Raw genomic sequence first — 26,198 nt, forward strand, 5'->3', positions numbered from 1 at the left:
ATAATTGTGAAGGTTTCGCGCACCCGCGCCGGGAGGGCGCGGGTGCGCGAAGACCCGGCGGTCAGATCATGATCAGCCGGCGACCGGTGATCCGGTAGCCGATCCGGGCGAACGCCGCCGCCATGGGCGCGTTGCCCACGTCGGTGCTGTCCCTGACCTCGGGCTCGCCCTCGGCGGTGAAGATGTGCAGCGTCTCGGCGACGAGATCGTCGATGTAGTGGCGGCCCCGGTACGCGGGGTCCACCCCGATGTAGCCGATCGTGGCGGCGGTGGCGTTGCGGGTGGGCATCGTGATGCCCACCACGTCGCCCGCGGCGTCGTAGGCCAGCCGCCAGCGGTGGCGTCCGCCGGGGAAGTCCGCGATGTCCTCCAGGGTCGCCTCCGCGGTCTTCCGCGGCCCCTGCTCGGCGAGACGGTGGCGGTCCCAGGCGTCGAGGCTGCCCTCGGTGATCCGGGTCAGCACGTCGAGGACGGCCTCGTCGTCGTCGGCCGGGGCGAAGGTGAGCCGGGTGGAACGGGGCGGCAGGCCGTACTCGGGGATCCAGCGCAGGTTGAGCCGCTCCACGGAGTGGCGCAGCCCGGCCCGCTCGGCCGCCTCGACCCGGTCGGCGACGTCGGCGACGGCGTCGGGGCGGTCGTGCCAGTCGGCGGGCAGGAACAGGTGGAAGTCGGGGCGGTCCCCGACGGGCGAGGAGTAGTCCGGCGTGACGAGCGCGGCGTAGGCGGCCCGCAGCAGGGCCGCACCCACCTCGACGCGGTCGGAGCCGGTGCCCGGGTCGAACCAGTCGAGGCTGAACGGGTGCTCCGCGCCGGGCGGGCCCCAGAAGGCGGCGCGGGCCACCACCTCCTCGCCGCGCAGCGCGACCCAGAGCCAGTCGGGCCGGTCGTAGCCCAGCTTCTCGAAGGGGGCGTGGCGGACGCCGACACCGGAGGCGGGCAGCGGGCCGTAGGCGTGGAAAAGGTGGAGGTCGTCCGCGGTGAGCGGGCGGAAAATCAGGTCAGACACGTTTTCTCCGAAAAAGCGGTGCGCTTTCCCGGGTCTCAGGCTTCCTGTCGCCTGAGGCGGGAGCGCGTGACGAGGGTGGACATCGGCTCCTCACCTCCTGTCTTCTGTCGCGTCGCCGGCCGAACCTCGGTCGGCGAGGCCGTAAGAGTATCGGGGGAGCGCCGGGTCATCAACCGGTCATCCGGCCGATGGGCGGACAACCGTTCCGCCGAGGCCGGCGGCCGGAGGACCGGGTCCGTTCCGCCGATCCCGACGACCTGTCGGGGTCGGTGGCCGGAGCTCCCGGTCGCCCGTTCCGTCCACCGGTATTTCGGTGATGCGAAAGATCCTGGTTCGTTGGTCCATATCGCGCTAAGTGACTATGTTTCTGTGCTCGATGGGACAGTGAACGGGGTGAACGGGATCGACACTCGACTGTTAGCGGGCCGCTACCGGCTGCTCAACCCGCTCGCCGAGGGCGGGATGGGCACCGTCTGGCTTGCCGCCGACGAGATGCTCGGCCGTGACGTGGCGGTCAAGGAAGTACGGCTGCCGCCCGACCTCGACCCCGCCCGGCGGCAGGAGCTGTGCGACGCGGCGCTGCGCGAGGCCAACCTGGCGGCCAGGATCAAGCACCCGTCCATCGTCACCGTCCACGACGTGATCGTCGAGCAGGACCGGCCGTGGCTCGTCATGGAGCTGCTGTCCGGCGCGTCGCTTGAGCAGACGGTCCGCGACGGGCGTCCGCTGCCGGTTCGCCAGGCCGCCAGGATCGGCGTGAGCGTCGCGGGCGCGCTCATCGCCGCGCACGCGGCCGGGGTGGTGCACCGGGACGTCAAGCCCGGCAACGTCTTCCTCACCAGGACCGGCCGGGCCGTGCTGACCGACTTCGGCATCGCCGTCGTCGAGGACGAGGCCACCGCGGCGCAGACCGGCCGCCTGGTCGGCTCGCCCAACTACATCGCCCCGGAACGGCTGCGCGGCGAGCGGGGCGGGCCCGCCTCGGACCTGTGGTCCCTGGGCGCCACGCTCTACTTCGCCGTCGAGGGCCTGCCGCCGCACCCGGCGGACACCCCCGTCTCGGCGATCAGCCGGGTGCTGACCGAGCCTCCCCGGCCGCCTGAGCGGGCCGGCGCCCTGGGCCCGCTGCTGCTCGGCATGCTCGCCTCCCGGCCCGAGGACCGGCCGTCCTTCGACGCGGTCGCCCAGGCCCTGCGCGAGCTCGCCGCGGGCCGGCCGGCCGCCGTGCCCCCCGGCCCGTCCCCCACCCCGCCCTTTTCCCCGGCCTCGGAACGGGACGCCTTCCCGCGGCACGGGAAGGGGCCGGAGCCCGCCCAGGCCCCCGTCCCCGCCGCGCGCGTGACGGACCGTCCCGGAGTCCGGGTCGCGCTGTGGGCGGCCGCCGAGGTGGCGGCGATCGCGGCCGTCATCGGGGCGACCATGGGCGTGACCCACCTCACCGGCGCCTCCGCCGCCGCCCCGGTCGAACCGGCCCGGCTGAGCGGGAAGCCGGGCGCCTTCGCCGTACCCGTGGACCTGTGCAAGCAGATCACCGCGGCCGACCTCAGGGAACTCCTGCCGGCGGTGAACGCCAAGGGGGTGCCGCTCAACACCGGCGGCTGCGCGTGGGCGGTCCCCGGGGTCGGCCTGCGGATCGACCCCCTCGGCAACGGCCAGGCCAAGCCGTGGGGCAAGAGCCCCCGTGAGGCCCACGAACTGCTGGTGAACCAGCGCAACGGCACCGTGCCGACCGGGACGATCCTCTGGAGCTGGTCGGAGATCAAGGCCGCCCCCCGGTCCACCCGCACCACCGGCCCGCTGCCGGTGAAGCCGGTCGGGGACGAGGCGTTCGGCTACGACTACTACGAGAACCGGAAGACCGGCCGCCTGGAGCAGAGCCACGTGGTCTTCCGCGTCGACAACCTGGTGCTGGACGTCGGATACACGGTGGTGGACGGCGGCAAGGACGCCCCGGCGATCCAGGCCGGCGCCCACACCGCCGCCGCCTGGATCGCGAACGCGCTGAACAAGCAGAAGGCGAGCGGATGAACGACCCAGACGTCACCCGGCCCCAGGGCAGGCGCGGCCGCAGGCACGCCGCCCCCGAGGCGGAGCCCGCCGCCGGGGCGGCGCTGCCCGCCGTGCTGGAGCAGTCCCCGGGTGAGCAGATCTCGCTGGAGCACGCGGTCGCGCGGGGCGGGCCGATGGCGCCGCGCCAGGCCGCGGCGGTCGGCCTGGCCGTACTGGACCAGATCGTCGCCGTGCACGGCCGGGGGACGCTCCACGGTGACGTGCGGCCTGGCTCGGTGCTGCTCGGCCCGAACGACCGGGTCACCCTCCTCGGGCCGACCTTCCGGTCGCCGACCTTCACCGCCCCCGAGGGGGTGACGGGCCCGGCCGCCGACCTGTGGTCGCTCGGCGCGACCGTCTACACCGCCGTCGAGGGCCGCCCGCCGGCCCCCGGCGGGTCGCTGGACAACGCCGGCCCGCTCGGGCCGATCCTGTCCCACCTGCTGTCCGGGGACCCGGGGCGGCGGCCCGACCCGGGGCCGCTGCGCAACGTCCTGCTGGAGATCTCCCTGACCGGCGCGGCTCCGGCGACGCCGTTCCAGCCGCCCGTCCCGGCCCAGGCCCTCCCGCCGGCCCCCGGTACGGCGCAGCGGGACGCCCAGGGGTCCCCGGCGGGCCCGCCGCCCGCGCTTCCCACCGGCTCCGGACCGGCGGGACCGGCCCGGGAGCAGGCGGGTCAGGGGAACGCGGTCGCGGACCCGCCGGACGACGACCCCGCCGCCAACCCCGAGGCGACCGCGCCGCGCCCGGCCATCACCGGTATGGGACCGGCGCCGGTGACGGCCGCCCCCGGCGTGCCCGTCCCGCACGAGGCGGGCCAGGGTCCGGGGGCGCCGGAGGCGGCGTCCGGGTCCGGGCGGGCGTCCCGCTCCCGGCGCCAGGAGGGTCCGACCGGCCCGACCGAGTACGCCCGGGGCAGGTCCGGGGTGCTGGTTCCCAAGCCGATCGTGGCGCTGACCGGCGTCCTGGTCGTCGGCATGGCGGCCGTCATCGGCTACCTGCTCGCCTCGGCGCCCGGCGACCCCGCCGCGGACGAGCCGGTCGCGTCCGCCTCCGCCGGGCCCGGGGGCCGGTTCGCCGCCCCGCCCCGCGCCTGCGACATGCTCGACGAGAAGCAGGCCGGGGAGCTGGTGCCGGGCTTCCGCAGCTCGGAGGTCGAGCCCGGCGTCTGCGACTGGCTCAACCAGCAGGACTGGCGCAAGCCGAGCACGCAGAAGTACGACCTGCAGGTGCGGCTGGTCGCCATGAAGCAGAGCGACTCCGGCGTGCAGCGGGCCAAGGAGTACCTCGCGGGCAAGAAGAAGGACTTCGTCAGGGACGCCGAGTTCGCCACCCCCAAGCCCGCCCCGCCCGGCGACCTGAAGGGCATCGGCGAGGAGGCGTTCACCACCGGCAAGTACAGCAAGATCAACCTTTACGGCGGGTCGTACAAGGTGAGCGTGGTCTTCCGGGTCAGCAACCTGATCGGCGAGGTCGAGTACGAACAGGGTGGCGTCGAGAAGGACGCCGAGGGCAGGCTCGCCGCGGGGGCGCAGAAGGCCGCCCGCTGGGTCGTCGAGTCCCTCAGGACCAATGGCTGATCCGGGCCTTCCCGTCCTCGCGGGCCGCTACCGGGCGATCGACCGCCTCGGCGCGGGTGGAATGGGCGTGGTCTGGCGCGCCCGGGACGAGCTGCTGCACCGCGAGGTGGCGATCAAGGAGGTCAAGCTCGGCCCCGGGCTGCCGGAGGCGCAGCGCGCCGAGATGCGCGAGCGCACCCTGCGCGAGGCCAGGGCCGCCGCCCGGCTGGGCCACCCGTCCATCGTGACCGTGCACGACGTCATCTCCCAGGACGGCCGGCCGTGGATCGTGATGGACCTCATCCGGGGCCGGTCCCTGCAGCAGGTGGTCCGCGCCTCCGGGCCGATCGACCCGCGGCGGGCCGCCGCCATCGGGGTGGCCGTGCTGGACGCGCTGGCCCTCGCGCACAGCCGGGGCATCATGCACCGCGACGTGAAGCCGGCCAACATCATGCTGGCCGACGACGGCGGGGTGCTGCTGACCGACTTCGGCATCGCCACGCTGGAGGGCGACGTCCAGCTCACCTCCCCCGACGCGCTCGTCGGCTCCCCCGGGTACATCGCCCCGGAGCGGCTGCGCGGCACCGGCGACGGCCCCGCGGCCGACCTGTGGTCGCTGGGCGCGGCCCTCTACACCGCCGTCGAGGGGCGCGGGCCGTTCCACCGGGGCTCCTCCGCCGCCACCCTCGGCGCGGTGCTCACCGAGGAGACCCCGGTCCCCGCGCGGGCGGGCGAGCTGGCCCCGGTGCTGCTCGCCGTACTGGACAAGGATCCCCGGCGGCGGCCCGGGGAGGCCGCCCTGCGCGCGGCCCTGCAGCGGGTGGCCCGGGGGCTGCCCGCCGGGCCGCTCTTCCCCGAGGAGCGGACGGGGCCGGCCCGGACGGCGAGGCGGGGCCGCACCGGTCTCCTCGTGGGGGCGGGACTGGCGGTGGTGGCCGCCGCGGTGGCCGGAACCGTGGTGCTGACCTCCTCGGACGACCCCGCGAGGTCCGCCCCCAGCGGGCCCGACCCGCGCGCCGGGCGGTTCACCACCGCCCCCGCCCCCTGCTCCCTGCTGACCCCCGCCCAGGTCCGGGCTGCGGGCCCGACCGGCAAGCCGCTCCCGATGGGCGCCATGGACGGCCACGGCCCCTCGTGCACCTGGGACGGCGGGCCGGGCGCTCCGCAGGTCCGCGTCACCGTCACCCACCACAAACCCGTGCCGGGGAAGACCGCGCCGGAGACGGCGCGGGCGTTCTTCGCCGCCGACCGCACCAAGACCGCCGCCGACGCCGGAACGGGCCTCGTCGGCTCGGTCGGCCCGCTGCGCGACACGGGCCGGATCGGCGCCGAGGCGTTCGCCTTCGACCTGGCCTCCCTCGACCGCGTCTACTCGACGGTCCACTTCCGGGTCAGCAACGTGCTGGTCGAGGTGGACGTGTCGCGGAAGGGAAAGCGGCCCGACGCCGCGCTGCGCGGGAACGCGCTCACCGTCGCGCGGCAGATCGCCGAGGAGCTGAACAGCCGTGACTGAGCAGACCCGCGCGCCCAGCAACCTGCTGGCCGGACGCTACCGCCTGCTGGAGCGCCGCGACCGCACCGGAACCGCCTGGCGCGCCCGCGACGAGGTGCTCCACCGCGACGTCACCGTCTCGGAGGTGCGGCTCCCGCCGCCGGGCCCGCACCGGGACTGGCTCCTCGGCCAGGTACGGGCCGCCGCCGACCTGCGCCACCCCGGCGTGGTCACCCTGCACGACGTGATCTCCGCCCCGGACCGGATGTGGCTGGTGCTGGAGTCGATCGACGGCCGCTCGCTGCTGCAGACCGTACGCGCCGAGGGGCCGCTCGCCCCCGAGCGGGCGGCCGATGTGGGCCTGCGGGTGCTGGACGCGCTGACCGCCGCCCACGGCAGGGGCGTCCGCCTGTCCGCCACCCCCGACACCGTGCTGCTCGGCGCGGACGGCCGGGTCGTGCTGACCGGCGTGGCCGGCCCCGTGTCCGCCGACGACCTGCGGGACCTGGGCGCCACCCTGTTCACCGCCCTGGAGGGCCGGGCCCCGGCCACGGGCTCCCTCCCGCCGCTGGTGGGCGGCATACCCCTGGCGGACCCCGATCCCACCACCGGGACGGTGACGCACGGCCCGCTCGCGCCGCTGGTGGAGGGGCTGCTGGCGGCCGACCCGGCGCACCGCCCCGACGCCACCTCGGTCCGCCTCACGCTGGAGCGGATCGCCCCCGCCCCTCCCGCGTCCCGGCGCAGGCACCTCATCACGGCCGCGGTGGCGGCCGTCGCGCTCCTGGCCGGCGCCGCGTTCTGGCTCTGGCCCCGCGCCTCCGGCCCGGCCACCCCGCCGATCACGCTACCCGCCTCCTTCGCCACCGCCCCCGACCCCTGCTCTCTGATCTCCAAGGAGCAGGCGGCCGAGCTGACCCTGACCGCCGAGCCGCGGCCCGTGGGGAAGACCGAGTGCGACTGGGGCACCGAGGACAGCAGCCTGCCGGAGAGCCTCCAGTACACGCTCACCGTCGAGGTCCTGCGCTACCCGACGGACGAGAGGGCCCACGCGGACCACGCGCGCTTCATGGCCTCCGAGGCGAAACAGGACAGGACCTCGGCCGGCGTCCCGCTGCGGCGGGTCAGGCCCGCGACCCCGCAGTCCGGCATCGCGACGGAGGCGTACACCTTCACCACCACCAACGGGATCACCTACAACAGCGGCGTGGTCTTCCGCGCGGCCAACCTCGTGGTCGCGGTCCAGTACCAGCGCGGCGGGGGCGCCGAGGACCCCGGCGACCGCACCCGCTCGGGATCGTTGCGGGCGACCCGGTGGGTCCTGGAAGCCCTGTCCCGGGCGCGCTGAGCCATATCGGCGCCCGCCACGCCGACCACGGCCTCAGCGCCCCCGTCCCCGGGCGCGCTGAGCCGTACCCGGGGTTCGCGGGGACCGGCGAGGGCTCCGGGGCGGGCCGGCGCGGTGATCGCGGACGGACAAGATATATCTCGCCCGGAACCCGGGGGGCGGGCCCGCTCGTTGGACGGGCGACGCAGAATGGACCAAAGGCGGGGCGCCGGCTCCGCGTTCGGAGGATGTTGAGGATGTCGCCCGTCCAGAAGTACGCCATCGGGGCCGCCGCGGTGATCGTGCTCGCCCTGATCCTGCCCCTGCCGAGCGTGGTCACCTGGTTGATCATCCTGGGCGTCGTCGCCGCCCCGGTGGTCGGCTACCTCATGCTCGACCCGTCCCAGCGCGCGCGGCTCCGCCGCGCCCGCAGGCGCGGCATCGGCCGCTGACGGCCCCCGAGCGGCCGTCTGGGCCCCGGGGACCGGGTGCTCAGGCGGCTGTGGGGGCCGCGGCGAGTTCGGTCTCCACGCGGCGGGTGACCCGGCGCTCGAACACGAACGACAGGAACGGGACCGTGCCCGCGAGCATCACGCCCAGGACGTACGGCCACGACCAGCGGGCCTTCATCCCGAGGTTCATCGCGGCGACGAGGTAGAGCATGTAGAGGAAGCCGTGGATCGGCGAGACGACCTTCGACGGCCCCGCGACGTCGAACCCGTACCGCAGCACGATGCATGTGCACAGGACGAGCAGCATGATCCCGACGATGTAGGCCAGGACGCGAAAGGGCTTGAGGGCGGATTCCACGGTCATCTACCTCGGTCTGTGAGTTTTCGGCACTGCAACGATATGCGGCTCAGGCGGTGGCCGGTTCGGCGCCGGAGTCCCGGTCCCCAGAACGGCTGCGGACCATGTCGCGCAGGAAGTGCCACCACATGAAGACGGCGAACAACCCGAAGATCCACCACTGGGCGGCGTAGGCGAGGTTGCGCCAGGTGAGCCCGCCCGGTTCGGTCGGCGGGGGCACGTTCACCGGCTTGGCCGCGACGGCCGGGGCGGGCGACTGGGCGGCGGCGACCACGAACCCGTCGCGCAGGCCGGTGCCCGGCCACAGGTTGATCAGCTCGGGCGACGACACGGTCAGCACCTGCCCCGCAGGAAGCGCCCGCGCCCTGCGCGGCACGCTGTCGGTGGGCTCCGAGGGCTGCAGCCTCCCGGTCACGGTCACCGTCCCCTCCGGCACCGCGGCGACGGCCGGGTCGTCGGCCCGGGGCACCCACCCGCGCACGACGGGGATCACGGTGCCGTCCCCGAGGTCGAGCGGGGCGAGCAGCCACAGGCCGCCGTCGCGCTCGGCCACCAGGAGCTGCCTGGACCGCTCGAACGTCCCCTGCGCCGTCACCCGGCGGCTGACCGCGTCGCTCGTCAGGTGGCTTCCCTGCCGGGCGAGGGTCTGCACGGCCACCGGGGCGGGGTCACGCGCCGCGCGGGGCTTCCCGGAGTCCTCGAAGACGCCGAGCTGCCACCGGCCGAGCAGCGCGCACGCGATGAGGGCCCCGACCGCGAGCAGGTGGAGCACCAGCGCGCGGGGCGAGAACAGGATGCGGAGCATGACACCACGCTATCCGCCCGGATCGGCGGTCCCGTCCCCAGCGTCGCGACTCACCGGTGTCCCAGGCCACCCGGGTCCCCCGGGTCACTCCGGGAACCCCGGGCGCCGGCCACGCCGGGCACCGCCGGGAACACCGAAGCGACATCGGAGAAGCATTGGGGAAGCGTCCGTGCTCTTCGCGAAAATGGCATGAGCGGTGGTGGAAGAACCCGCGATATCGCTAAAGTCATCCCATGTCTGATCCGCAGATTGACCCGGCCGGCAACACCCAGCAGTTCCGCGCGTTCGCCCAAGGGGCGGAGCCGGAGGCGGCCCCCCAGAAGAAGTCGCCGGCCGTGCCGATCGCGATAGCGGTCGCGGTGCTGGTCATCATCGCCGTGGTCGCCTACCTCATGCTCTGAAGACACCCTGTTCGCGGGCCGGGCGGCCCGCGACTCGGACGAGACACGCTAACGAAGCAGCGGCGCCGGTGGGGTTCCCCGGCGCTTTTCCGTGGCCTGTGGGCGTGCTTTGATAAGCGCGCTCTCAGGCAGCTTCCGGCTTGCGCCGGAGCGTTCCCCGTTTCCGGGGTTCCCGTTTCGCCGGTGCGCGCCCGGCGCGGACGCCGGGTCTTACCGCTCCTCCACGGGCGTTTAGCGTCTCCCCGCGACTCTGGGCGACGTCGGCCGCGAGCGCGGCCAGGTTGAGCGCGGCGTTGTGGTCGCGGTCGGCGACCAGGCCACACTCGGTGCATGCGTAGGTGCGTTCGGACAGGGCGAGCTTGGCTTTCACCGCGCCGCAACCCGAACAAGTCTTGCTGGAGGGAAACCACCGGTCGGCGACGATGAGCCTGCCGCCACTCCAGGTGGTCTTGTAGGTGAGCTGGCGCCGCGCTTCGGCCATGCCGACATCGGCGACCGCCCGGGCCAGACGCCGGTTGGCGAGCATCCCGGACACCGGTTGGCGAGCATCCCGGACACGTTGAGGTCTTCGACCACGACCGTGCCCCAGGTGGCCGCCAAGCGGCTGGTGAGCTTGTGCAGGCCGTCGCGCCGCTGGTTGGCCACGCGGGCGTGCGCCTTGCCCAGGGCGGCTCTGGTCTTGGCCCAGCGGGCCGACGGCTGACGCCTGGCGCCGTCGGGGGAGCGCGGCCCGATACGGCGGTCGAGTTGCTTGTTCAACCGGCGCAGCCGCCTGAGCGCCGCCCGGTGGTGTTTGGGGCTGGCGATGACCTCGCCGGTGGACAGCACCGCGAGGTCCTTGACACCGAGATCCACCCCGACCACGGCATCCGGTCTGGCCGGGACGCGGTCGGCATGGTCGATCTCGCAGGTGAACGCGACGAACCAGCGGCCCCCTTCAAAGCGGACGGTGGCCGACAGGATTCGGCCGGTGCCGCGCTGCAGGTGCCGGGCCAGTTTCCGCGTCGACTCGGCGGTGCGGATCGTTCCCAGCCGGGGCAGCGTCACGTGATGGCGGTCGGCCTCGACGCGGATGGCGCCGGTGGTGAACCGGCACGACGATGCGGCGCGGTGTTTGGACCTGAACCGGGGAAAGCCCATCGCGCGGCCTTTGCGGGTGCCTTTGCGCGAGGAGTTCCAGTTCTTCAGCGCCCGCGCGAGGTTGTCCAGGCCGCTGTTGTAGGCCTCCTTGGAGTTGTCGGCCCACCACGGCGCGAGGCGGTCCTTGGCGGCGTTCCACGCCCGGCGCAGGCTGTACAGCGACCACGGCGCCTGAGTCAGGTGCTCCCCGGGAACGCCGTAGGACTCCTCGGCCTCGCGCTGCGACAGGGCGGCCTTGACCAGCGCCAGACCCCAGTTGAACGCGAACCGGGCCGCGCCGCAGTGCGAGGCGAGCGCGGCGGCCTGCCCGGGAGTGGGGTCGAGGGCGTAGCGATACGCCTGCGTCACCTTCACCGGGCGGCCTCGTCTTCAGTGGCGGCGGCCACCGCGCGGCGGGCCCGGTTCGCCGCCGCGCGGCGGCCGTACAAGCGGGTGCACAGCGAGGTGAGGATCTCCGTGACGTCCCACACCAGGTCGTCGTCGACCCCGGCAGGGTCAGCGACCAGCAGGCGGCGGCCTTGGGCCGACAACGCGGCCTCGACGTATTCGGCGCCGAACCGGGCGAAGCGGTCGCGGTGCTCCACCACGACCGTGGCCACCCCGGGGTCGGCCAGCAGCGCGAGGAACTTCTTGCGGCGTCCGTTGAGAGCGGAGCCGACCTCGGTCACGACGCGGTCCACGCTCATGCCGCGCCCGGTCGCCCACGCCGTCACCCGCGCGACCTGGCCATCCAGGTCGGTTTTCTGGTCGGCGGAAGAGACGCAGGCGTACACCACCGTGATTCCGTCGCCCGGAGCGGCGGGATCGATGTCTCCGACCAGGATCAGCCGTCCGACCTTGCGAGCCGGTACGGGCAAAGTGCCCTCCCGATACCAGCGGTAAGCGGTGATCGGGTGGACGCCTTGCGCCTTCGCCCACTCTTTCAAGTTCACTCATGCATAGTAAAAAATACTCAAGTACGAACAGCTACTAACCCTGTCCGCGAGCGGTCGCGCCGATACGCGCCGCCCGCCGTACCGGTGCCCGGGACGGAGGCGGTCCGGCCGTGGAAGCGGCGGCGCCGCGCGGAACCACCCCTGTCCCGTGGGTCCCCGTCGCGGCGGGGACCCACGGGACAGGACTCGAACGACCCGCTAGCGGCGCTCGCGCAGCACCAGGGCGCTGCCGCCGCCTCGCCGTACGGGCTCGGCGACCGCCTGGAGCCTGCCGTCACGCAGGAACTCCACGGCCGTGGCCGCGCCGATCTCGGGGGTCGGCGCGAAAACGTGCCCCCTGGCCGTCAGCTCGGCACCGTGGCGCTCGATGAACGCGGGCTCGGCCTGGGTCTGGGCGGTGTTGCGCTGGCTGGCGCGCGGCGCGGCCAGCGCCTCCGGCATCGTCATGCCGAGTTCCCAGCGGTTGACGAGGATCTGCAGGACGGTGGTGATGATCGTCGCGCCGCCCGGTGAGCCCACGGCGAGCAGCGGCCTGCCGTTCTTCAGGACGATGGTCGGCGCCATCGACGAGCGCGGGCGCTTGCCGGGGCCGGGGAGGTTGGGGTCGCCGGCCGCGGGGCCGAAGGTGAAGTCGGTCAGCTCGTTGTTGAGCAGGAAGCCCCGGCCCGGGACGACGATGCCGTTGCCCCCGGTGGACTCGATGGTGATGTTGTAGGCGACCACGCCGCCCCACCTGTCGGTGATGACCATGTGGGTCGTCTCCGGCCCCTGCGGAGCCTCCTCGGCGGCCTCGCCGGCCGGGGCGGCGGGACGGCACGGCTCGTAGGAGCCGTCGGGGCTGCCGGCGGGGGCCGGGTTGCCCATCGCCCGGTCGCCGACCAGGCAGGCGCGCTCCTTTGCGAAACCGTCCGACAGCAGCTGCTCCAGCGGCACGCCCGGGACGTCGCCGACGTACTTGTTGCGGTCGGCGAAGGCGAGCCGGGACGTCTCCAGGTACTCGTGCAGGCCCACGCCCGGCAGGGCCTCCAGGATGTTGAGCGCCTCGCCCACCGTCGAGCCGCCCGAGGACGGCGGCGCCATGCCGTACACGTCCATGCCGCGGTAGGTGACCTTCGTGGGCGGCCGTTCGAGCGCCCGGTAGGCCGCCAGGTCGGACGGCTCCATCAGGCCGGGCCGCACGTTCCGGGTGGACCCGGGGGTGACCGGGGGTTTCTTCACGGTGGCCACGATCTCCGCGCCGAGCCGCCCGCGGTACAGCCAGTCGCCGCCCTCCCTGCCGAGGGTGCGGTAGGTGGCGGCCAGCTCGGGGTTGCGGAAGGTGGTGCCGACCCGCGGCGGCGCGCCGCCCGGGAGGTACAGCCGGGCGGTGGAGGTGAAGTCCGCGAAGCGGGCGGCGTTGGCGGCGACCTGGTCGTGGAAGGTCTGGTCGACGGTGAAGCCCCGGGAGGCGACCTCGATCGCGGGCTGGAGCGCCTGCCGGAACGAGAGGGTGCCGAAGCGGCGCAGGGCCAGCTCCCACTGGGCCACGCTGCCCGGCACCCCGGCCGACAGCCCGCTGGTGACGGCCTCGTCGAACGGGATGCCCTCCAGGGAGGAGGCGGTCATCGCCTTCGGCGCGGTCTCCCGGCCGTCGATCGTGTGGACCTTCCCGTTCCGGGCGTCGTAGTAGACGATGAACCCGCCCCCGGCCAGGCCCGCCGAGAACGGCTCGGTCACCCCCAGCGTGGCGGCCGCCGCGACCGCCGCGTCCACGGCGTTGCCGCCGCGGCGCAGCACGTCCAGCGCGGCCTGGCTGGCGTCCAGGTCGACGGTCGCGACCGCTCCGCCGTATCCCTCCGCGACGGGTTTCTTCTCCACCCGGTGGCCGGACGCCGCCGGGTGGCCGGGTGACATCGGGTGGCCCGCCGGCGAGGCGAGCGCGGGCTGGGTGAAAAGAACGGATCCCCCGGCCAGCACCACGGCGAGGGGCAGGGCGAGACGGCGATCGATCATCTTTGTCCTCCCACAGTCAGCTCGACCCAGCCTTTCGCGGTTCGCTCGTTCTGTCAGCCCTTCGCATGAGCTCGGTCGAATTCCCGCCCGCCGCCGGTCGAACCCGGGCGGCCTTCGTCGATTCCCCGTCCGCCGCCGGCCGGGTTCTCCCCGCCCGGCCGCCCGGAGCCCGGCCTCCCGCAGCCCGGCCTCCCGGAACTCGGCATCCCGGGGGCCGGCGGCTACCGCGGACGGCGTAGCCGGCCCTGCCCCGCCGGGCGGACGAACCGGACGGCGGGCGGGCGTAAAGTTCGGGCGTGCGCGCCGGAACCCGATGGATAGACCCGCTGCTCCCCCTGCTCATGGCGGCCCTCCAGGTCCTGACGACCCAGGGCGCGCAGTGGAACCAGCCCGACCGCCTTCCGGTCGACCTCCTCGGCAACGCGCTGCTGATCGCCGGGCCGGCGGCCCTGGCCGTACGGCGCCGCCACCCGGCCTTCGCGCTGGCCGTCAACATCGTCGCCACCTGGGTCTTCATCCTCCGCGGCCACGCCTACGGGCCCATCTTCTTCAGCCCGGCCATAGCCCTGTACATCGCCGTCACCCTGGGCCACCGGCGCGCCGCCTGGATCTCCTCGACGGTGACCTACGTGTTCTTCGTCGTCTACACCACCTGGCTGGCCCCCGTCCCCAGCCCGGGCCTGTGGCACGTCCTGGCCATCGCCGCCGCCATGGGGACGGTCCTCGCGACGGGCGAGTTCGTCCGCGCCCGGCGGGAGCGGCTCGCCGAGCAGCGGCGGGTGGCGCGGGAGGAGGCCCGGCGGCAGGCCAGCGAGGAGCGGCTGACCATGGCCCAGGAGCTGCACGACGTGCTCGCGCACAACATCTCCCTCATCCACGTGCAGGCGTCCACCGCGCTGCACCTCATCGACGACCACCCCGAGCAGGCCCGCACCGCGCTCACCACGATCAAACACGCCTCCAAGGACGTGCTGACCGAGATGCGCTCGGTCCTCGGCGTGCTGCGCGACGGCGCCCCCCGCTCCCCCACCGCCGGGCTGGACCGGCTGGAGGAGCTGGCCGGGCGCAGCGGCCTGCCGGTCGTCACCGAGGTCACCGGCGCGGTGAGGGACCTGCCGCCGGGCGTCGACCGGGCCGGCTACCGCATCGTCCAGGAGGCCCTCACCAACGTCACCCGGCACGCCCCCGGCGCCTCCGTCGCCGTCCGCCTGGAGTACGGCCCGCGGGAGCTGGTGGTGCTGGTGACCGACACCGGCGGTGACGCCCCCGCGGACGGGCCGGGCAGCGGCCTGGGCGGCGGCAACGGCATTCCCGGCATGCGGGAGCGGGCCGCGGCCCTCGGCGGCGCGCTGACCGCCGGGCCGTACGGACGGGGCTTCCGCGTCGAGGCGCGGCTGCCGATCCCCGAGGAGAGCACGCCGTCCCCCGGGGAGACCGCATGATCCACCAGGAGACCGCATGATAAAGATCGTCATCGCCGACGACCAGGCGCTGGTCCGGGCCGGGTTCCGCGCCCTGCTCGACGCCCAGCCAGGGATGACCGTGGTGGCCGAGGCCGCCGACGGGGCGCAGGCCCTGCGGCTGGCCGCCGAGCACGACCCCGACGTGGTGCTGATGGACATCCGCATGCCGGGCATGGACGGCCTGACCGCCACCCGCCGGATGCCACCCGGCCCGAAGATCATCATCTTGACGACCTTCGAGCTGGACGAGTACGTCTTCGAGGCCCTGCGGGGCGGCGCCAGCGGCTTCCTGGTCAAGGACACCGAGCCGGCCGAGCTGATCCAGGCGGTCCGCGTCGTGGCCGCCGGCGACGCGCTGCTCTCCCCCGGCGTGACCCGCCGCCTGATCGCCGAGTACGCCAGCCGCGCCAAGCAGCCCCACCCGGCCCGCGAACTCACCCTGCTCACCGACCGTGAGCGCGAGGTGCTCGCCCTCGTCGGCACCGGCATGACCAACGACGAGATCGCGGCCAAGCTGTTCATGAGCCCCGCCACCGCCAAGACCCACGTCAGCCGGGCCATGGTCAAACTGCACGCTCGTGATCGCGCCCAGCTCGTCGTCATCGCCTACGAGACCGGCCTGGTCAGGCCCGGCTGGACCTGACCAGGCCGAACCGCGTTCGACTACTCTCCGTGTTCGTCAGATGACCCGGAACGGGCGGCCCGGGAGGCGAAAGGCGCGACGGCGCACCGGCCGCCCCCGTGAAGGGAGGTCATCTTTCGGCCTGCCCGGGGAAAATTTCAATTACACTCCGTGCCCACTCGGTCACATGGCAATCTGTCGGATGTCCTGACGAGGAGGGTGGCATGGGGTGGTGGCCCGATGGTCCGGAGACGGTTTCGACCCAGGCGGCCCCCCGGAGTACGGCGGTGCCGCCTCCCCGCGGCGCCCGGCACGGCACCGGCCCCGGTCCGGGTCTCGATCCGGGCCTCGATCCGGGTCCCGGCCCGGCTCTCGATCCGGCTCTCGATCCGGCTCTCGATCCGGACGAGGAGGCGGCGCTGCGGTCGGCCGCGCACGGCGGCGACACGCGGGCCGCGCACCTGCTGGGCCGGCACTGCGCCCGGCGCGGCGACCGGGCGGCGGCGCGCCACTGGTGGGAGCGGGCGGCCACCGGGGGGAACATGGACAGCGCCTACAACCTGGGCCTCTGGCACGAGACGCACGGCAGTCCCGACGACGCCGCGCGGTGGTACGAGCTGGCGGCGGACGCCGGTGACGCGGAGGCGGCGGCCGGCCTGGCGAGGCTCCTGCTGGAGCAGCGCGGCGACGTGCCCGGCGCGCGACGCTGGTTCGAGGCGGCGGCGCGCGGCGGGTGCCGGTCGGCGGCCCGGCGCCTGGCGCTGATCTGCGAGGACGCCGGGGAGACGAGGGCCGCCGGGGAGTGGCACCGCAGGGCGGCGGTGGCGGGCGACCTGGCCTCGGCCCACGACCTGGGGTTCATCGCCTACACCCGCAGCGAGGACGACGAGACGCTGCGCTGGTGGGAGCTGGCGGCCCGGGGCGGCCACGCCGACGCCGCCTACCACCTGGGGCTGTTCCTGCGGGCCGACCGCGACCCCGAGGGGGCCGAGGCGTTCTACCGGCTCGCGGCCAAGAGCGAGCATCCCGGGGCCGCGTCCCAGCTCGGCGGGATCGCGCTGTCCCGCGGCGACCTGCGCACCGCCCGCGCCTGGTTCGAGCGGGCCGCCCGCGCCGGGCGGATCGACGACCAGCGGATGGCCGGGTTCGTGTGCGTGGAGCTGGGCGATCCGCGGGCGGCCGGCCACTGGCTGGGCCGGGCCGCGGCCGGGGGCGACCCGGAGGCGGCCTTCACCTTCGGCCTGCTGCTGATCGCCGAGCGCGGCGACGTGCGGGGCGGGCGGCGCTGGTTCCGGGAGGCGGCGCGGGCCGGGCACCGCGGCGCCGCCGCCGAGCTGGCCTCACCGACGGCGGAGGCCGGACGTCACGGCGAGGGCATCGCGTCCCGGGCGGGACGTCAGGACGAGGGCGGACGCCACGCGGCGAAGGATCCCGGGGCGGGCCCGCGGCGGCCGGCGGTCGTGCTCCCGCCGTTCTGGGACCGTCCCGCCTCGCCGGAGCTGGTGGCCCGCGCCGAGCTGACGGCCGCCGCCGTGGCGCGGCGGGGCGGCACCCCGCTGAAGGTGGCCGACCTGACCGAGATCCTGGGCACCTGGGATCTCGTGACCCGGCCGCCGCGCGACCGCGCCGGCGCGCTGGCCTGGCTGGCCGGGCGGAGCGACGTCCCGCGGGACGCGCTCGCGTATCTGGCCTCGGTGCGGGACACACTGCTGCGCCCGGGCGGCGCTCCGTGGCCGACCCCCGCGGAGGTCGAGCGGGTCCTGGCGGTCGCCCGCGACCTGCGGTCGGCCTGGCCGCCCTGACGCCGCCCCGCGTGGCCGTACGGCCCGCCCCCGTACAGCCGTACGGCCCGCCCCGCGCGGCAGGAGCGCGGGAAGCGGGCCGTACGGGATCTGGATCGGGCGGCGACGGCCTCGGAGACCCGCGTGTACGGCAGGCCGGGGGCGAGCGCCACCCGATTGCGGTTCCCTTCGGTTCCGGCGGGACGCCGGAGGAACGGGGGACGAAGGGGCGGGGCGGCGCCGCGCGCCGGTGCGGGGACGTACGGCGCGCGGCACGCGGCGCGGCTAGAGCAGGCTCCACGCCTCCGTCAGCACGGAGCGCAGAATCGACTCGATCTCGTCGAACTCCTTGGGGCCGCAGATGAGCGGCGGGGCGAGCTGGATGACCGGGTCGCCCCGGTCGTCGGCGCGGCAGTACAGCCCGGCGTCGAAGAGGGCCTTGGACAGGAAGCCGCGGAGCAGGCGCTCGGACTCGTCGGCGTCGAAGGTCTGCTTGGTGGTCCTGTCCTTGACGAGCTCGATGCCCCAGAAGTATCCGGAGCCGCGGACGTCCCCGACGATGGGCAGGTCGAGCAGGCGCTCCAGGGTGGCGCGGAAGACCGGCTCGTTGCGGGTGACGTGGCCCAGGAGGTCCTCCCGCTCGAACAGGTCGAGGTTGGCCAGGGCGACGGCGGAGGAGACGGGGTGGCCGCCGAAGGTGTAGCCGTGGGCGAACATCTCGGTGCCGCTCTTGAACGGCTCGAACAGGCGCTCAGAGGCGATCATGGCGCCGATCGGGGAGTAACCGCTGGTCATGCCCTTGGCGCAGGTGATGATGTCGGGGACGTAGTCGAACTTCTGCCCGCCGAACATGGTGCCGAGACGGCCGAAGGCGCAGATGACCTCGTCGGAGACCAGCAGGACGTCGTACTCGTCGCAGATCTCGCGCAGGCGCTGGAAGTATCCGGGGGGCGGCGGGAAGCAGCCGCCGGCGTTCTGCACCGGCTCGACGAAGACGGCGGCCACGGTGTCGGGGCCCTCCATCTCGATGGCGCGGGCCACGCGCTCGGCGGCCCAGTAGCCGTACTGCTCGGGGGTCATGCCGGGCACGCCGGTGATCTCGTCGGCGCGGTAGTGGTTGGTGTTCGGCACCCGCACCGAGCCCGGGACCAGCGGCTCGAACATCTGCTTGAAGGCGGGGATGCCGGTGATCGACAGGGCGCCCTGCGGGGTGCCGTGGTAGGCGATCTGGCGGCTGATGACCTTGTGCTTGAGGGGACGGCCGGTCATCTTGAAGTACTGCTTGGCGAGCTTCCAGGCGGTCTCGACGGCCTCACCGCCGCCGGTGGTGAAGAAGACCCGGTTGAGGTCGCCGGGGGCCTGCTCGGCCAGGCGCTGGGCGAGCTCGGCCGCCTTGGGGTGGGCGTAGGACCACAGGGGGAAGAACGCCAGCTCCTGGGCCTGCTTGGCGGCGGCCTCGGCCAGCTCGCTGCGGCCGTGCCCGGCCTGGACCACGAACAGCCCGGCGAGACCGTCGAGGTAGCGCTTGCCGTGGACGTCGTAGATGTACGAGCCCTCACCACGGACGATCATCGGCACCTCGGAGTCCTGATAGGCGCCGTGCCGGGTGAAGTGCATCCAGAGGTTGTCCTGGGCGGCCTGCATGATCGAAGCCACGTCGGTGTTTTCGGGGTGCGTCATTACCATCTTCCCTCGCTGTGCTGGGCTACCAACCAGTGTGCCCGGCAAATACGGACATTGACAAGTGAAAACGTGGCGTCGCCGTAGGATCGCGTCGAAATCCGTTGTCACATCAGGCCCAAGCAACGGAATCCGCGAGTCGATAATGGGGCGGAACGGGCGGCGCGCGACCCTCGGGCCGCAGGTCGGAGGTGGGATGTGCTGGAATCGGTCGTTGGAGCGGCCCACCCCACCGGCCGCGCCGCAACGGAAACGATCAGATATTGAGATGCGGGGTAAAGTTCGTGACTCCTGACGAGATCGAGGGCGCCGTCGCCGCCGGCCTGCCCCAGGCGGTCGAAGACCTCAAGCGGCTCGTCGCCATCCCCTCGGTGGCCTTCCCCGGCCACCCGGAGGAGCCGGTGCACGCGGCGGCCGCCGCCACCGAGGAGCTGCTGCGCAGCGCGGGGCTGCCGCACGTACGCCAGATCCCGGTGGACGGCAGCTTCCCCGCCGTCTACGCCGAGGCCCCGGCGCCTCCCGGCGCGCCGACCGTCCTGCTCTACGCCCACTACGACGTCCAGCCCGCCGGGGACCCGCTGCTGTGGCGCACCCCGGCCTTCGAGCCGACGGAGATCGACGGCGCCCTCTATGGCCGCGGCGCCGCCGACGACAAGTCGGGTGTCATCTCCCACGTCGCCGCCCTCCGCGTCTTCCAGGGCCGCTTCCCGGTCGGCGTCAAGGTCATCATCGAGGGCCAGGAGGAGTACGCCGGGGAGCGCCTGGAGGCGTTCGTCGAGCGCAACCCCGAGCTGCTCCGCGCCGACGCGATCATCGTCGCCGACACCGGCAACCCGCACGTCGACGACCCGGCGGTGACCACCTCCCTGCGCGGGATGGGCGCGTTCACCGTCGAGGTGCGCACCCTCAGCGAGTCGCTGCACAGCGGCACGTTCGGCGGCGCCGCCCCGGACGCCCTCGCCGCGCTGATCCGCATGCTCGCCGCCCTGCACGACGACAACGGCGACATCCGCGTCCCCGGCCTGCCGCGCGGCGTCTTCCTGGGGGCGGGCCCCTCGGAGGAGGAGTTCCGCAAGGGCGCGGGCGTGCTCGACGGCGTCTCGCTGGTCGGCTCGGGGTCGCTGGCCGACCGGCTGTGGGCCTCCTACGCCATCACGGTCACCGGCCTGGACGTGCCGACCGTCTCCGGGGCCATCAACGCGGTCCAGCCGGTCGCGCGCGCCCGGGTGACCGTGCGGGTCCCCCCGGCCGCCGACCCGAGGACGGCCGTCGAGTCCGTGGTCGACTTCCTCAACCAGGTCGCCCCCTGGGGCGTCAAGGTGGGCTTCAGCGACTACGTCGCCGGTTCCGGCTTCCTCGCCGACTCCGGCGGCGCGGCCCGCACCGCGCTGAACGAGGCGATGGAGCGCGCCTACGGCCGCCCGCCGCGCGACGTCGGCACGGGCGGCTCGATCCCGCTGGTCTCCACGCTGGCCAAGCAGTTCCCGGCGGCCTCGATCCTGCTGTTCGGCGCCGAGGACGACGACGCCTCGATCCACGCGCCCAACGAGCGCGTGGACCTCGCCGAGCTCCGCCGCAACATCCTGGCCGAGGCGCTCTTCCTGCAGCGGTACGGCGCCGCGACGGCCTGAGGCCCGCCCGGGACCGGAACGGGTCCGCCGGGGACCGGAACCGTCCGGCATCCCGGCGGGTCCGGGGCCGCCCCGCGGAGGACCGGCCGGTAAGAGCCCTGCCCGCCGTCGGGCAGGGCTCTTTTGCGTGATAGTTTTTATACTGACTGGTCAGTTTAAAGAATGGGGGTACGCGGTGTTCCGAGGAGCCGAGGTGCGCGCGGCGGACCTGTCGCTGAAGGGCGACCACGGCTGGGCCTACCGCGACGTCACCCTCCACGCCGAACCGGGCTGCGTCACGGCGATCACCGGCCAGGCCGGCAGCGGGCGGACGAGCCTTCTCCTCACCCTGGCCGGGCGGATGAAACCCACCGGGGGCACGATTTCGGTCGCCGGGCACACCTCGCCGAAGGCGATCCGGCGGATCGCGGCGCTCGGCCTGGTGGACGGGGTGAACGACCTGGAGAAGGCGCTATCGGTCGGCGAGCACCTGCACGAGCGGTCCCCCGGCCTCCTCCGGCGCGGCCGGCAGGAGGCGCGTGCCGCGCGGGCCCTGGAGCTGGCCGGGCTGGACCTTCCGCCCGACGACCGGACCCTCGTCCGCGACCTGGGCCGGGAGCAGCGGATCCGCCTCGGCATCGCCCTCGCGCTGCTCGACGAACCCGGGCTGCTGGTGGCCGACAACATCGACATCGGCGTCACCGCGGACCAGGAGGAGGCGATCTGGGGGACGCTGTCGGACCTGGCCGGCCTGGGCCTGACCATCGTCGCCTCCTGCGTCGAGGACGCCCCGGCGCCGTCGGTGCACCTGCCCTCCGGGGCCGCGGCCCGGGAGGCCGCCGCTCGCGGAGCGGAAGCCGTACCGGACGGGGACGGCGAGAACGACGGACAAGAGACACGTAAGGGACACGAGGGAGAGGACCGATGAGGGCGCTGGGACCGGGACGGCTGGAACTGCGGCGGTTCACCCGCTCGCGGCTGACCCGCTCGGCGCTGGCCGGCGTGGTGATGCTGCCGCTGCTGTACGCGGGGCTGTACCTGTGGTCGTTCTGGGACCCGCAGGGCCACCTGGAGAACATCCCGGTCGCCCTCGTCATGGAGGACCGGCCCGCCAAGGCCGACGGCAAGACGATCGACGCGGGCCGCGAGCTGGCCGACGAACTGCGCGACCGGAAGGTCTTCGAGTGGCACCGGGTCAGCGCCCGCGAGGCCGCCGACGGCGTCAACGACGGCAGCTTCTACCTGTCGCTGACCATCCCCGCCGATTTCAGCTCCCACCTCGCCTCGCCGTCCGAGAAGAACGGCACGCCCACCCCCGCCGAGCTGGGCGTGCGGGTGGACACCGGCCGCAGCTACATCATGGGCACCATCTCCGACGCGGTGTTCGCCGAGGTCAGGGAGGCGGCGAGCCGTACCGCGCTCAAGGACTACTGGAACAACGTCTTCGTCTCCTTCGGGGAGCTGCACGACGCCACCGCCAAGGCCGCGAACGGCGCGGACAAGCTACGCGACGGCTCGGCGAAGGCGGGCGAGGGCGCGTCCTCCCTGAACGACGGTCTCGGCCAGGCCAAGAACGGCACGCACCAGCTCGCCGTGGGCCTGAACAGCGCCGACACCGCCACCGGCAAGCTGGCCGCCGGGGCCGGCGAGCTGGCCACCGGCCTGGGCCAGGCGGAGAGCGGCTCGCGCAAGCTGGGCCAGGGCCTGACCAAGCTCGCAGGCGGCGCCAAGCAGGTCGCCGACGGCAACGCGAAGGTCTACCGGCAGGTCCACGCCCAGGTGTCGAAGGTCAACGCGGTGGCCGACGAGGTCATCCCGGTGCTGGAGGAGAACGGCTCGCGGCTGCGCACGCTGGCGCAGGCCGTCGAGGAGGGCGCCGACCGGGTCGCCGGCGGCGCGGACTCACTGAACTCACTGCCCGGCGGCCTCACCCAGGGCGCCGAGCAGGCCCGCCGGCAGGCCCAGCAGCTGCAGAGCTGGGTGGAGTCCAACCCCGACGCCGACCCGCGGCTGCGGGCCATCGCCGACCGGCTGACCGAGGCCGTCCAGCAGGTGTCCGGCGGGCTGGAGGGGTCCTCCGGCGGCGGCGACACGAGCGGCGTGGCGGACCGGCTCCGGCAGAACGCCCAGCGGATCTCCGAGATCGCGGCCCGTACGGCGGAGGTCGCGCCGACCGCGGGGCAGCGGATCGGACAGCTCCGCGACCAGCTCAACGAGCTGGACACGGGCCTCGGCAAGCTGGCCGACGGCTCCCAGCAGGTCTCCAAGGGCCTCGGTGACGCGACGGCCGCGAACGGCAAGCTCACCGCGGGGCTGACCAAGCTCGGCAACGGCGCGGAAAAGCTGTCCGACGGGCTCAACCAGCTCGGCGGCGGGATCGTCAAGCTGAGCGACGGCGCGACCCAGGTGGACCGGGGCGTCGGCCGCCTGCACCGGGGCGCCGGGGAGCTCACCACCGGCCTCGGCGAGCTCACCGACGGCTCCGCCGAGCTGAGCGACAAGCTCGGCGACGGGGCCAAGGAGATCCCCGACTACGGCAAGGGCGAGCGCGCCGACCGCAGCGACATGATGAGCGAGCCGGTCAGGGTGGCCAAGCAGGTCCTCAACGAGGTGCCCAACTACGGCACCGGCTTCGCGCCGTTCTTCGTCCCGCTCGCCCTGTGGGTGGGCGCGATGGTCAGCTACATGGTGCTGCGTCCGCTCAACCCCCGCCTCCTCGCCGGCACGGCCGCCGCGTGGCGGATCGCGGTGGGCGGCTGGCTGCCGGCCCTGGTGCTGGGCGCGGCCCAGGTGGGCGTGCTGCTGGCGGTGCTGCGCTTCGGGCTCGGCATGGAGGCCGCGCACTGGGCCGGGGTGGCCGGGATCCTGCTGCTCACCGCGGCGGCGTTCCTCGCGGTCGTGCAGGCGGTCAACGCGCTGCTCGGCCCGCCGGGCCGGGTCGTGGTGCTGGCCCTGCTGATGCTGCAGCTCACCTCCTCGGCCGGCACGTACCCGATCGAGACCTCACCGGGCTTCTTCCAGACGATCTCGCCGTGGCTGCCGATGAGCTGGGTGGTCAGCGCGCTGCGGCGGCTGATCAGCGGCGGCGACCTCACCGTGGTCTGGCAGGCGTGCGGGGTGCTCGGCCTGACCACCGCGCTGGGCCTCGCCCTGACGATCCACGCGGTGCACAGGAGCCGCACCTGGTCGCTGCGCCGCCTCCACCCGGAGCTGTCGCTGTGACCGCCGGCGCGACGGTTTCGTCCCGGGCCGGCGGCGCGGCGGCCCGGCCGTCCCGCGACGCCGTCCGCGCGACGGTTCCGTCCGGGGGCGCTCCTGTGGCTACGGTTGGCCCATGACGGAGATCAGCCGGTCCGGAGCCGCCCCCCGGCGGGGCGCGCCGCCCCCGGCCCCGGCCCCGCCGAGGGCCGCGGCGAAGGCGGGCGGGCGCCGGGCCGAGACCCGCCTGAAGCTGTTCACCGCGGCCGTGGAGGTGATCGCCGAACAGGGCTACACCGCCGCCACGGTGGAGGCGATCGCCGAGCGCGCCGGGGTGGCCAAGGGCACCGTGTTCTACAACTTCGGCAGCAAGGAGGCGCTCTTCGCGGCGATGCTCGACCACGGCATCGAGCACCTGGCCGGCGTGCTGGCCGACGCCGCGTCGGGCGGGCCGGGCCCCGCCGTCCCGGACCGCGACGCCGGCCGTACCGGGCGGGACGGCGCCGGCGGCCCCGCCGCGCCGGGCGGAGGCACGGCGCTGGACGCCCTGGACGCGGTGGTCATGGCGCAGTTGCGGTTCTTCGAGGAGTACGGCGCGTTCGCCCGGGTGCTGCTCGCCGAGATGTGGCGCACCGCCTGGCAGAGCGCGGTGGCCAGGCTGCGCGACCAGGTGCTGGGCGTCTACGCCGGCGTGCTGCGCCGGGCGGTGGCCGAGGGCCTGGTGCGGGAGGGCCTGGACGTCGAGACCGCGGCGACCGCCGTGTTCGGCATGGTGGTGACCGTCTCCATCGAGCGCCGGGCGCTGCACCCGGACCGCCCGCTGGAGGAGCTGCACGCCACGCTCGCCGATCTGCTGCACCGGAGGGTCACCGGCTGATCGGCTCCCGCTCCGGCTCGGGTCCGGAGCGGGGGCCGTCCCCGACACCCGTTCCGGCGACGGTGTGGTCCGAAACCTGCCGGTGCCCGCCGCCTCGTCCCTGCTTGGCTGGACGCCCGCAGTCCACACGCCCTCCCCTGGACGGGAACCATGCCAACGACCACGCTCACCCGGCCTCGCCCGCCCCTCATCGACTGGTTCGCGATCATCTCGCTCATGCTGGGGATCTTCGCCATCGTCACCAGCGAGATCCTGCCCATCGGCCTGCTGACCGCCATCGGCGCCGACTTCGGCGTCTCCGACGGCATCACGGGGCTCACCATGGCGCTGCCCGGCATCGTCGCCGCGGTCGCCGCGCCCGCCGTCACGCTGACCACCGCCCGACTGGACCGCCGCGTGATGCTGTGCGTCCTCATGGCGGTGCTCGCCGTCGCCGACGTCCTGGCGGCCGGGGCGACCTCCTACTGGGTCATGCTGGTCTCCAGGGTGCTCGTCGGCCTCACCATCGGCGGCTTCTGGTCGATCGGGGCCGGGCTGGCCGGCCGCCTGGTGGCGCCGCCGTCCGTCGGCACCGCCACCGCCGTCATCTTCTCCGCCGTGCCGCTGGGCTCCGTGCTCGGCGTACCGGCCGGAACCCTCCTCGGCCAGCTCGCCGGCTGGCGGGTCTCGTTCCTCGCCCTGGCCGCGCTGGCCGTCCTCGTCCTGGTCGCCCTGCTGGTGCTGCTGCCGCCGCTGCCCGGTGACCAGGCCACCGGCCTCCGTGTCCTGCTCGGCCTGCTGCGCGCCCGGGGCACCGTCGTCGCCCTGCTTGCCACCTTCCTCGTCGTCCTGGCCCACTTCGGCACCTACACCTACGTCACGCCCTTCCTCCAGGACGTCACCGGCCTGCGTCCCGCGGCCGTCAGCGCCGTCCTGCTGGCGTACGGCGCGGCCGGGATCGCCGGCAACTTCCTGGCGGGCAGGGCCGTCGCCACGCGTCCCCGGGGCGCCTTCGTGGCCTGCGGCTGCCTGATCGCGGCCGTCACCCTGCTGCTGCCCTGGGCCGGCGCCACGGCCGCCGGCGCCGCGGTGTCGCTCGTGCTCTGGGGCCTCGCCTACGGCGGTGTGCCCGTCTGCTCGCAGGCGTCGTTCATCGGCGCCGCCCCGCACGCGCCCGAAGCCGCCATGGTCCTCTTCACCTCCTCGTTCCAGGCGACCTTCGCCCTCGGCGCGTTCTTCGGCGGCCGCCTCGTCGACGCCTTCCCGATCTCCATCGTGATGATCTGCGGCGGGTTGACCGCCCTCCTCATGGCGGTGTCCCTGTGGTCGCTCGCCGGGTCCCGCTGAACCCGCGGGTCACCGGCCGACGTCCCGGACCGCCGCCGGTTCCGGACGGGCCGCCTTAGATCGCCGCGGCGGCGAACTTCGGCGGGGGCTCGTTCGTCGGACATATACCGACACCCCCCGGGAGG

General features: G+C 74.2%; 22 protein-coding genes. 14 read left to right on the top strand and 8 right to left on the bottom strand.

What is annotated here, in order from left to right:
• Positions 1–61 precede the first annotated feature (61 nt).
• Entirely contained in the window at positions 62–1,006 is a 945-nt protein-coding gene (locus HDA43_RS09295; protein ID WP_179819329.1) for a GNAT family N-acetyltransferase, read from the bottom strand.
• Between the two features lie 393 nt (positions 1,007–1,399).
• Between HDA43_RS09295 and HDA43_RS09300 the strand changes: the two genes are divergently transcribed.
• From HDA43_RS09300 to HDA43_RS09320, 5 genes are all read left to right on the top strand, one after another.
• Positions 1,400–3,034, top strand: coding sequence for a serine/threonine-protein kinase (locus HDA43_RS09300; RefSeq protein ID WP_179819330.1), 1,635 nt, complete (start codon positions 1,400–1,402; stop codon positions 3,032–3,034).
• Entirely contained in the window at positions 3,031–4,635 is a 1,605-nt protein-coding gene (locus HDA43_RS09305) for a serine/threonine-protein kinase (RefSeq protein ID WP_179819331.1), read from the top strand. The genes HDA43_RS09300 and HDA43_RS09305 overlap by 4 nt, the downstream gene beginning before the upstream one ends.
• Positions 4,628–6,127: a serine/threonine-protein kinase gene (locus HDA43_RS34315; protein ID WP_218911661.1), complete on the top strand. Its 1,500-nt coding sequence runs from the start codon at positions 4,628–4,630 to the stop codon at positions 6,125–6,127. The genes HDA43_RS09305 and HDA43_RS34315 overlap by 8 nt, the downstream gene beginning before the upstream one ends.
• Entirely contained in the window at positions 6,120–7,454 is a 1,335-nt protein-coding gene (locus tag HDA43_RS09315) for a serine/threonine-protein kinase (protein WP_179819332.1), read from the top strand. Before HDA43_RS34315 ends, HDA43_RS09315 begins: the two co-directional genes overlap by 8 nt.
• Before the next feature lie 236 nt (positions 7,455–7,690).
• Positions 7,691–7,885: a tail-anchor membrane protein gene (locus HDA43_RS09320; protein WP_179819333.1), complete on the top strand. Its 195-nt coding sequence runs from the start codon at positions 7,691–7,693 to the stop codon at positions 7,883–7,885.
• Positions 7,886–7,925: 40 nt separating this feature from the next.
• On the opposite strand, the gene HDA43_RS09325 is transcribed toward HDA43_RS09320, so the two are convergent.
• Positions 7,926–8,249 carry a DUF3817 domain-containing protein gene (locus HDA43_RS09325; RefSeq protein ID WP_179819334.1) on the bottom strand — a complete coding sequence of 108 codons (324 nt, stop codon included), beginning with the start codon at positions 8,247–8,249 and terminating at the stop codon, positions 7,926–7,928.
• A gap of 43 nt (positions 8,250–8,292) precedes the next feature.
• Entirely contained in the window at positions 8,293–9,048 is a 756-nt protein-coding gene (locus HDA43_RS09330) for an SURF1 family protein (RefSeq protein WP_179819335.1), read from the bottom strand.
• Positions 9,049–9,281: 233 nt separating this feature from the next.
• On the opposite strand from HDA43_RS09330, the gene HDA43_RS09335 reads away from it, so the two are divergent.
• A complete protein-coding gene (locus tag HDA43_RS09335) occupies positions 9,282–9,449 on the top strand; it encodes a hypothetical protein (RefSeq protein ID WP_179819336.1) in 168 nt (55 codons plus the stop codon).
• Positions 9,450–9,573: 124 nt separating this feature from the next.
• On the opposite strand, the gene HDA43_RS36655 is transcribed toward HDA43_RS09335, so the two are convergent.
• The 4 genes from HDA43_RS36655 to HDA43_RS09350 form a co-directional block, all read right to left on the bottom strand.
• Positions 9,574–9,930: a zinc ribbon domain-containing protein gene (locus HDA43_RS36655; RefSeq protein WP_218911662.1), complete on the bottom strand. Its 357-nt coding sequence runs from the start codon at positions 9,928–9,930 to the stop codon at positions 9,574–9,576.
• Positions 9,816–10,943 (bottom strand): IS607 family element RNA-guided endonuclease TnpB, encoded by a 1,128-nt coding sequence (tnpB, locus tag HDA43_RS09340; protein WP_218911663.1) that lies wholly within the window; start codon positions 10,941–10,943, stop codon positions 9,816–9,818. The genes HDA43_RS36655 and tnpB overlap by 115 nt, the downstream gene beginning before the upstream one ends.
• Positions 10,940–11,521 (bottom strand): IS607 family transposase, encoded by a 582-nt coding sequence (locus tag HDA43_RS09345; protein WP_179819337.1) that lies wholly within the window; start codon positions 11,519–11,521, stop codon positions 10,940–10,942. The genes tnpB and HDA43_RS09345 overlap by 4 nt, the downstream gene beginning before the upstream one ends.
• Positions 11,522–11,722: 201 nt before the next feature.
• Positions 11,723–13,516: a gamma-glutamyltransferase family protein gene (locus HDA43_RS09350; RefSeq protein WP_179819338.1), complete on the bottom strand. Its 1,794-nt coding sequence runs from the start codon at positions 13,514–13,516 to the stop codon at positions 11,723–11,725.
• 296 nt (positions 13,517–13,812) lie between these two features.
• On the opposite strand from HDA43_RS09350, the gene HDA43_RS09355 reads away from it, so the two are divergent.
• From HDA43_RS09355 to HDA43_RS09365, 3 genes are all read left to right on the top strand, one after another.
• Positions 13,813–14,958 (top strand): sensor histidine kinase, encoded by a 1,146-nt coding sequence (locus HDA43_RS09355; RefSeq protein ID WP_179819339.1) that lies wholly within the window; start codon positions 13,813–13,815, stop codon positions 14,956–14,958.
• A gap of 16 nt (positions 14,959–14,974) precedes the next feature.
• Positions 14,975–15,622 carry a response regulator transcription factor gene (locus tag HDA43_RS09360; protein ID WP_179819340.1) on the top strand — a complete coding sequence of 216 codons (648 nt, stop codon included), beginning with the start codon at positions 14,975–14,977 and terminating at the stop codon, positions 15,620–15,622.
• A 203-nt stretch (positions 15,623–15,825) separates the two neighbouring features.
• Positions 15,826–17,403, top strand: a complete 1,578-nt coding sequence (locus HDA43_RS09365; protein ID WP_179819341.1) for a tetratricopeptide repeat protein — start codon at positions 15,826–15,828, stop codon at positions 17,401–17,403.
• Between the two features lie 264 nt (positions 17,404–17,667).
• On the opposite strand, the gene HDA43_RS09370 is transcribed toward HDA43_RS09365, so the two are convergent.
• Complete coding sequence (locus tag HDA43_RS09370; RefSeq protein ID WP_179819342.1) at positions 17,668–19,062, bottom strand: aspartate aminotransferase family protein; 1,395 nt, start codon at positions 19,060–19,062, stop codon at positions 17,668–17,670.
• 284 nt (positions 19,063–19,346) lie between these two features.
• On the opposite strand from HDA43_RS09370, the gene HDA43_RS09375 reads away from it, so the two are divergent.
• The 5 genes from HDA43_RS09375 to HDA43_RS09395 all read left to right on the top strand — a co-directional run bounded on the left by HDA43_RS09375 (position 19,347) and on the right by HDA43_RS09395 (position 26,073).
• Positions 19,347–20,693: a M20/M25/M40 family metallo-hydrolase gene (locus tag HDA43_RS09375; protein WP_179819343.1), complete on the top strand. Its 1,347-nt coding sequence runs from the start codon at positions 19,347–19,349 to the stop codon at positions 20,691–20,693.
• Positions 20,694–20,886: 193 nt separating this feature from the next.
• Entirely contained in the window at positions 20,887–21,600 is a 714-nt protein-coding gene (locus tag HDA43_RS09380) for an ATP-binding cassette domain-containing protein (RefSeq protein ID WP_179819344.1), read from the top strand.
• Positions 21,597–23,894 (top strand): YhgE/Pip domain-containing protein, encoded by a 2,298-nt coding sequence (locus HDA43_RS09385; protein ID WP_179819345.1) that lies wholly within the window; start codon positions 21,597–21,599, stop codon positions 23,892–23,894. The genes HDA43_RS09380 and HDA43_RS09385 overlap by 4 nt, the downstream gene beginning before the upstream one ends.
• A 112-nt stretch (positions 23,895–24,006) precedes the next feature.
• The gene (locus HDA43_RS09390) at positions 24,007–24,747 is read left to right on the top strand and encodes a TetR/AcrR family transcriptional regulator (RefSeq protein WP_179819346.1); all 741 of its coding nucleotides are present in this window, start codon (positions 24,007–24,009) and stop codon (positions 24,745–24,747) included.
• A gap of 150 nt (positions 24,748–24,897) precedes the next feature.
• Positions 24,898–26,073 (top strand): MFS transporter, encoded by a 1,176-nt coding sequence (locus HDA43_RS09395; RefSeq protein ID WP_179819347.1) that lies wholly within the window; start codon positions 24,898–24,900, stop codon positions 26,071–26,073.
• Positions 26,074–26,198 lie beyond the last annotated feature (125 nt).

The organism is Streptosporangium sandarakinum, from assembly GCF_013409935.1.
Lineage (GTDB): Bacteria > Actinomycetota > Actinomycetes > Streptosporangiales > Streptosporangiaceae > Streptosporangium > Streptosporangium nondiastaticum.